The following is a 7,907-nucleotide window of genomic DNA, read 5'->3' on the forward strand; positions in this document are numbered from 1 at the left end:
TTTAAACTGGGACTGTGACAGTCGGGGCAGCTGATATCTATTTGTGTCTTCATAACCTCAAATATATCATCTTGCTTTGACTGTCACCCTCCTTTATTTCTTCAGCATACTTTTTGATACACCACCATTTTTTTTACATCGTATTTTCTAGCGACTTGTTATTCTGGTTCGTGCACAGGATCTATCGCACGAGGGTCAGAAAGCATCACCTCTTGCTGAGCAAATATCTCATTCTTATGCTGCGATATCCACTCGCGCCATACTGCAAGCCCGATAGCCAACACGACAGGCCCAATAAACAAACCGACAAAGCCAAACGCTGTTAGACCACCTAATACACCAATAAAAATAATGATAAAAGGGATTTTAGTCGCGCCACTGATGACGATAGGACGAATCAAATTATCCACCCAGCTAATCACCAGCACACCCCATAGTGCCAATCCAATACCCTCTGCAGTATGTCCTTGACTCAGTAGCCAAATAGATACACCACCCCAAACAAATGGCGTGCCGAACGGAATCAATGCAATGATAAAAGTAACGATGGTTAATAAAATAGGACTTGGTGCACCAGAGAAATAATAACCGATACCTGCCAGTGTCGCCTGTGCCAATGCTGTCAAACCAATACCGTATACCACAGCACGTGTGGTTGTACCTACAGAATCAATATAGCCATCGATGCGATTGCCGATGATGTTACGCAGCGCTTGACGAATCTGCCGAACTAGACTGGTGCCATCTCGGTAAAAGAAGAAAAGCGTCATTAACGCCATACCGAGTTTGGCCAAACTACTGAACACCACATCAAATGCTATTTTGCCGTAATATAAATGCGACTGAACCCAAATGCGAAAAGCTTCTAGCGTCCCTTCTGGGTTTTTATTGATACGCCATAGTACGTCTTTGACTTGCTGACCGATGATAGGCAAATCTTTGAGGGAGTCAGGCACATCTAAGTAACCTACCTTGATACGGTAAATCAAATTACTGATTAAACTCAAAGCTTCTTGCTGCAAGATAAACACACCGATGACCACTGGCACGCCTATTATCAGTGAGATGCTCACCGTCATAATAGCGGCGCTAAAGTCTGGGCTTAGCTTTACCTTTTCATGGAAGAAATTATAGATAGGAAAAGTTACATAGGCCAAAATCGCTGCCCACAGCGCCGGTACAATAAAAAACTGTACCACTTGAAAACACAATACGAACAGCACCACTAGCAACGTAATTGCTAATAAGCGCTGAATAATAAATTCTTTTGTCCAGTTTTCAATCATAGCGTATAAACCAAAAGCGGACAGCAAACGATAATTTTGCTGGCGAGTTTATAAATGTGTGATGAATATCAGCTCTTAGACACTGTCTGTAAGCCATATCCATTAGCGAGAGTTGCGAGTCGTACAAAAAAGCATTGTGTCGGACTTATGAAGTCATATGAGGATTAAGTAATATGACAATGAAATAGTATGACTATGTTCAGTTCCATACTACAAATTCATAGCCATTTATTATTGTAGACAACACAATAAAAATGCAGTTAGTACACTTTATTATGCAATAAAGCGTGTGAATTATATAACGCGTTGTTGTAATCTTTACTTACAACTTTGTCTATGCAAGCTTACTAGATGACGACGATAATGACTAGCGCATAATGCATGAATTTAGTGTGTAAAAATGATGTATTGAAAACTGCTTTTATGTTCAGCTTTTAAACTGTTATCTTATAAGGGAATCCACTGGTGCGTTCTATTTGTCGCGACAATTGATGTTATACTAAAGCAATTATTTTAAGCTTTTCAGTGTAGTTAAGTTTATTTGCACATATTTATTTACATCGTTGTACAGACATCGAATCCTCTGAGCCAGATTTCAACACCCGCTTATACCGTCTTCTTTTAGACTATTATAAGTTCTAATTTTAGGGTGCCGCCATCACTTAGAGTGAGTTACTTGAACAAAATCATAAGTCTTTTATAAAGGCTTATACGAGCTTTAGACTCAGCATATCAGCTCAATATTTGAGCTTGATATGCAAGAGCGTAGTTTTGAGTTAATTTCGGATTTACTTTGATTTTATTTGAAATCAATACAGACACATCAAATTTTAATAATATATCGATAGGAACAATAACAATGTCAAAAGACACTGATAACCCCAACTCTAACACCTCAAACGAAGCCAGTAAGACCAATAAACCACAAGATACTGTCACTTTTGCTTTAGCTCAATCACATTTTTTGGTCGGTGATATCGCAACCAATGTCGAAAAAATGCGTACCCTAGCATTACAAGCACGCGAACAGGGTGCTGACGTAATCGTATTCCCAGAGTTAGCGCTACTAGGCTACCCTCCACAAGATTTATTGCTACGTCCAAGCTTGTCTGGCCGCGTCAAAAGCGCTTTGTCTACTTTAAGTGATATCGATGATATCGTCATGATTGTCGGCTATCCGCATGTCGACCATCACGGTACTTTTAACTCTGCTGCCATCCTACATAATGGTCATCAAAAAGGTTTTTACCATAAGCAAATTTTGCCAAATTATGGCGTGTTTGATGAGCGTCGCTATTTTGATAAGGGTCGCAATCAAGTTTTATTTGACTATAAAGGCATTACCATTGGTCTGCTTATCTGTGAAGACTTGTGGGAAAAAGGTCCTATCTCTGAGCTTAAAAAACAAGGTGCTGATTTAATCGTAAGCTTAAATGCCTCACCTTTTGAGATTGAAAAGCAAGACAATCGCAAAACCATGCTGGCCAAGCGTAGCCGTGAAAACAAGCTACCTATCGTCTATGTCAACGCAGTGGGCGGGCAAGACGATCTAGTGTTTGATGGCGGCTCTATGGCTGTACAAGCTGACGGCAGCATTGCTCATGAAGCACCACGTTTTATGAACCAGTTGCTACTGGCTACGTTAGATGTAAAAACTGCTAAGTTTAACGAGCAGACCAAAGCGCCTCTAACCTTGAGCCGCGAGTCTGAAATGTATCAGGCGTTAGTCGTCGGTCTACGCGACTATGTCAACCATTCAGGATTCTCTGGCATTATTGTCGGGTTATCAGGTGGTATTGACTCAGCATTGACGCTCTGTATCGCTGTTGACGCGTTAGGCGCTGATAAGGTATATGCGGTCATGATGCCATACGAGTATACCTCTCAAATCAGTCTAGAAGATGCTCAAGCACAGGCGCGCCGCTTAAATGTTTCTTACACCGTTTGCCCTATTTTTGACGCTGTCGAAGGTATCCGTCATACGCTAGCGCCGTTATTCAATAAGTCGCCAGCGGATACGACAGAAGAAAACATCCAAGCGCGCGCTCGCGGTGTGATTTTGATGGCATTGTCCAATAAATTCGGTCATTTGGTTATCACGACTGGTAACAAGTCAGAATTGGCTGTTGGTTACTCAACGCTATATGGCGATATGGCTGGCGGCTTTGACGTACTAAAAGACGTATATAAGTCTCAAGTTTATAAATTGGCGAGCTATCGTAACCGTTTAGAAGATACGCCGGTTATTCCTGAGCGTGTTATTACTCGTCCACCATCGGCTGAATTACGTCCAGATCAAAAAGATCAAGACAGCTTGCCGGACTACGATGTGTTAGATGGTATCTTGACGTCATATATCGATGAAGACATGGGCTATCAAGAGATTATTGATAAAGGCTTCGATGCTGAGATGGTCGCCAAAGTCATCAAAATGGTAGACAATAGCGAATACAAACGCTTGCAATCTCCTATCGGTACAAAGATTAGCCACAAAGCTTTCGGACGTGAGCGCCGTTATCCATTGGTGAATAAGTGGTCAATCAAAGGTTAATTACTACATACCTCTCAATTTTTACTATCTATAAGTTAAGAGGTACTAGTTAACCAGTTTTACAAGCTATCGAATTTTTACTATTAGCTGGGTGCTTGCCCAGCTTTTTTGGTTTTTATCCACCAAAAATTTTTACATCTAACCCGATTCTTTTCCGCACAGTTTCACCAACTATTTTGCCTTAATTATCTTTATTTCTTTTTCGAGTACGTCATGAGTTTGCTAACCGCTAGTGTTTTTCTTCTTTTACTGCTTGCCTTAAGCACCTTTGTCTCTGCTGCTGAGATTGCCATCGCCGCAGGACGCAAAATCAAGCTGCAAATTATGGCAAAAGAAGGCGATGTTCGCGCACTTGATGTCCTCAATATGCAGGAGCATCCTGGTAGTTTTATCACCGTCGTACAAATAGTGCTAAATGCGGTCGCTATTTCAGCTGGTGCCGTGGGTGAATCAGCCATCAGCCCCTATCTCGAGCAGTTACTGAATAGTGAAACGATAGCATCAGTCATATCGTTTGTACTTATTACGAGTTTGTTTTCACTACTTGCCGACCTAATGCCTAGGCGCTTGGCTATGTCAAACGCTGAGACGATAGCGGTACGGCTCGTACGCCCGATGATACTGTTGATATTTATACTAAAGCCCATTATATGGGTGTTCGATGGGGCCGCAAATATTCTGTTTAAACTCTTTGGCATCTCAACCATACGTCAAGATGATATGACACCAGAAGATATTTATGCAGTGATGGATGCTGGTGCTGAAGCAGGTGTATTAAAGAAGCAAGAGCATCACTTGATCGAGAATATCTTTGATATGCAAGAGCGTACCGTCACCTCAGTGATGAATCCTCGAGAAAATATCGTTTACTTCGACACCAAGACAAGTACCGAAGAAGTCGTAAATATCATGATTGAACAGCCACATAATAAGTTTTTGGTCTGCCATGATGACGATTTAGAGCATATCATTGGTTATGTGGAATCTCGTAGCTTCTTAGCTTTGGTTTTGAACCAACAAGAAGTTAGCCTGACAAACAAAACTCTATTAAAACCAGCACTTTTCGTGCCTGATACGTTGTCTTTGTTTGAAGTATTAGAAATGTTTAAATCTACTGGCGCTGATTTTGCAGTCATCGTGAATGAATATGCCCTAGTCGTTGGTGTTATCACCTTAAAGGACGTGATGAGCATTGTGATGGGTGAGTTGGTAACGCTAGAAGAACAACCTATCGTCCAGCGCACTGACAACTCTTGGTTAATCGATGGCATGACCCCTATCGAAGATGTGATTCGTGCATTAGATATCGTCGACTTACCACGCAGTCAAAATTACGAAACTATCAGTGGATTTATGATGTATATGCTCCGAAAAATTCCTAAAAAGACCGATACGATTGAGTATGCCAATTATCGATTTGAGATTATTGCGACTGATAATCTTAAAATCACACAGATGCTAGTCACCAAATTAGAAGATGTCATTTAATTTACTGGCTAGTTAAAGAATGCTTAACTAGCCTATTCACATTGTTTTAAGCACGTTGACCAAAGATAGCGGTGCCGACACGTACCATCGTTGTGCCGTTTTCTATCGCTTCTGCCATATCGCCACTCATACCCATACTAAGCGTATCCCAATTATTTAATTCTGGACAATCGGCTTTGACCTCTTCAAACAACTGCTTAGTTCGAGCAAAGGCATCCGTATTTGCTTTAGCAGGAATAATCATCAAACCTCGTAGCTGTAAACGCTCATACTCTTTGATCGCTGTTATCAGTTCTGGCAACTGGGCTGGCAGGCATCCTGACTTGCTATCTTCATTATCGATATTTAATTGGATCAACACATTCAATGGTGGCAGGTCAGCTGGTCGTTGGTCATTCAATCGTTTGGCGATGATATCGCGCTCAACCGTTTGCACCCAATCAAAGTGCTCTGCAATGTCACGTGTCTTATTACGTTGAATACTACCGATATAATGCCAAACGATACTTTTGCCTACAGGCTGAGCTTTAAGTTCAGTAATTTTTTCGATGGCTTCTTGTAGATAGTTTTCACCAAAATCACACTGTCCCTGCTTCGCTAAAGTTGCGATCATATCGGCAGGTTTCGTTTTCGAAACAGCCAGCAGCATAACATTATCAGCCTGTCTGTCAGCATGATCACACGCTTGCTTCATCTGCTTACTAACTTGTTGCCAATTATCGATAAGTGTCACTTCATCAATATTGCCATTCATTTCCTTCATGCTCTGCCCTTATTGCTTGATTAATTTTTTGAGATTTTTTTCTGCAATTTTTATTATAAAAAAAATATAACTATCCGATTTTTAAAAGTAAATTAGAAATAACTCCTATAAGAATTATTTTAAAACGTTCCAGTTTTGGTTTTTCTTAATTTAGTAGATGGTTAAATACTCATAGTCTTGTTATGATATTGTTACATGCTTTAACATATGCTGCTGAATATGCTAGTGATGGTAAAGACCTGTACTGGTGAACTTCTTATCATCTCTTATTATACTAAGGCTATCGATAAATAGTTTACCACGTACTTTTATAGTGTTTTGTCTTACCTAGACTAAGTGATAGGAATATCAAATTATGGCTGAAAAAAATAATCTTAATATCGAAGACTTGCTGCGCTTTACGGTTAAGCATAAGGCGTCAGATTTACATATTTCAGCGGGTATGCCGGCAATGATACGTGTTGATGGTGAAATGACCCGTATTAATATGCCAGAGATGACCCATCAGGTCGTGCATCAGCTTATTTATGACATCATGAATGATAAGCAACGTGCCGATTTTGAAGAGTTTTTTGAAACGGATTTTTCTTTTGAAATTCCTAATCTAGCACGTTTTCGTGTCAACGCTTTTAATCAAAATCGCGGTGCAGGCGCTGTATTTCGTACCATTCCTTCTAAAGTATTAACGATGGAAGACTTAGGTATGGGCGATGTCTTTAGACGCGTTTCAGACTTTAAGCGTGGTGTGGTATTGGTCACGGGCCCAACAGGCTCAGGTAAGTCAACAACACTTGCGGCGATGATTGACTATATTAACGAAAGCCGAAAAGAGCATATTTTAACTATCGAAGACCCGATTGAATTTGTGCATCAATCTAAAAAAAGCTTGATCAACCAGCGTGAAGTACACCGTGATACTTTGGGTTTTGAGCCAGCATTGCGCTCTGCCCTACGTGAGGATCCCGATGTTATCTTAGTTGGTGAGCTACGTGATCTTGAGACTATCCGCTTAGCGTTGACCGCAGCAGAAACTGGTCACTTAGTGTTCGGTACCTTGCATACCAGCTCAGCGGCTAAAACGATTGACCGTGTCATTGACGTATTCCCAGCTGCTGAAAAAGACATGATCCGCGCTATGTTGTCAGAATCATTGCAAGCTGTTATTTCACAGACATTGCTGCGTCGTCAAGCAGGTGGACGTATAGCCGCCCATGAAATCATGATAGGTACCCCTGCTATCCGTAACTTGATACGTGAGAACAAAATCGCTCAAATGTACTCTGCCATCCAAACAGGTGCAGGCGATGGCATGATCACCCTTGATCAGACGTTAAAGAACTTGGTAAGTAAGGGAACTATTAGTAAGGATGTTGCACGTCCTTATGCCAAGCAACCTGAGGCATTTTTATAGTACTGACAGACAGTATTGACAGATACCATCAAAAATAACCAACAACTTATGGTCTCTGTAATTACTTTTTTACTTTTTACTGACGTATTTAAAATATGATTTTAATTGACTTACATCTGGTACAGGTGCGATATGGACATTGATAAACTATTACAATTAATGATCAGCAAAAATGGCTCTGACCTTTTTATTACTGCTGACGTAGCACCTTCCATGAAAGTGAATGGAAAAATTTTACCTGTCGGTAGAACACCTTTGAGTGCTGAACAAACCATGAGATTGTGAACCGCCCCGGGATTGTCGGAGACTCAACATTCTGAGAGAATACGACAATGAAAAAACAAACCTACACTCCTGAGATTAAAGAACGCGCCGTTCGCATGCTGATAGAAGCGTTGGGCGACTATC

Annotated in this window: 5 protein-coding genes and 1 pseudogene; 4 read left to right on the plus strand and 2 right to left on the minus strand. The window is 40.8% G+C overall.

Going from position 1 to position 7,907, the window contains the following annotated elements; translation table 11 throughout:
- Positions 1-158: 158 nt before the first annotated feature.
- Positions 159-1,286 (minus strand): AI-2E family transporter, encoded by a 1,128-nt coding sequence (locus JMX07_RS13180; protein ID WP_201608398.1) that lies wholly within the window; start codon positions 1,284-1,286, stop codon positions 159-161.
- Between the two features lie 859 nt (positions 1,287-2,145).
- Between JMX07_RS13180 and JMX07_RS13185 the strand changes: the two genes are divergently transcribed.
- Both JMX07_RS13185 and JMX07_RS13190 read left to right on the plus strand, forming a co-directional pair.
- Positions 2,146-3,837 carry an NAD+ synthase gene (locus tag JMX07_RS13185; RefSeq protein WP_201548552.1) on the plus strand — a complete coding sequence of 564 codons (1,692 nt, stop codon included), beginning with the start codon at positions 2,146-2,148 and terminating at the stop codon, positions 3,835-3,837.
- A 213-nt stretch (positions 3,838-4,050) separates the two neighbouring features.
- The gene (locus JMX07_RS13190; protein WP_201608399.1) at positions 4,051-5,325 is read left to right on the plus strand and encodes a hemolysin family protein; all 1,275 of its coding nucleotides are present in this window, start codon (positions 4,051-4,053) and stop codon (positions 5,323-5,325) included.
- Positions 5,326-5,371: 46 nt separating this feature from the next.
- Here the strand turns inward: JMX07_RS13190 and JMX07_RS13195 are convergent, their stop codons facing one another.
- Positions 5,372-6,088 (minus strand): YggS family pyridoxal phosphate-dependent enzyme, encoded by a 717-nt coding sequence (locus JMX07_RS13195; protein WP_201608400.1) that lies wholly within the window; start codon positions 6,086-6,088, stop codon positions 5,372-5,374.
- Between the two features lie 355 nt (positions 6,089-6,443).
- Between JMX07_RS13195 and JMX07_RS13200 the strand changes: the two genes are divergently transcribed.
- Positions 6,444-7,499 carry a type IV pilus twitching motility protein PilT gene (locus JMX07_RS13200; protein WP_057758253.1) on the plus strand — a complete coding sequence of 352 codons (1,056 nt, stop codon included), beginning with the start codon at positions 6,444-6,446 and terminating at the stop codon, positions 7,497-7,499.
- A gap of 132 nt (positions 7,500-7,631) precedes the next feature.
- Positions 7,632-7,781, plus strand: a pseudogene (locus JMX07_RS13205) (type IV pili twitching motility protein PilT); the annotation flags it as partial.
- Positions 7,782-7,907 lie beyond the last annotated feature (126 nt).

The organism is Psychrobacter immobilis, assembly GCF_904846235.1.
Lineage (GTDB): Bacteria > Pseudomonadota > Gammaproteobacteria > Pseudomonadales > Moraxellaceae > Psychrobacter > Psychrobacter immobilis_C.

Excerpts from the sequence above, each read along its gene's own strand:
- JMX07_RS13180 (WP_201608398.1), bottom strand. The coding sequence starts at position 1,286 with ATGATTGAAAACTGGACAAAAGAATTTATTATTCAGCGCTTATTAGCA.
- JMX07_RS13185 (WP_201548552.1), top strand. The coding sequence starts at position 2,146 with ATGTCAAAAGACACTGATAACCCCAACTCTAACACCTCAAACGAAGCC.
- JMX07_RS13190 (WP_201608399.1), top strand. The coding sequence starts at position 4,051 with ATGAGTTTGCTAACCGCTAGTGTTTTTCTTCTTTTACTGCTTGCCTTA.
- JMX07_RS13195 (WP_201608400.1), bottom strand. The coding sequence starts at position 6,088 with ATGAAGGAAATGAATGGCAATATTGATGAAGTGACACTTATCGATAAT.
- JMX07_RS13200 (WP_057758253.1), top strand. The coding sequence starts at position 6,444 with ATGGCTGAAAAAAATAATCTTAATATCGAAGACTTGCTGCGCTTTACG.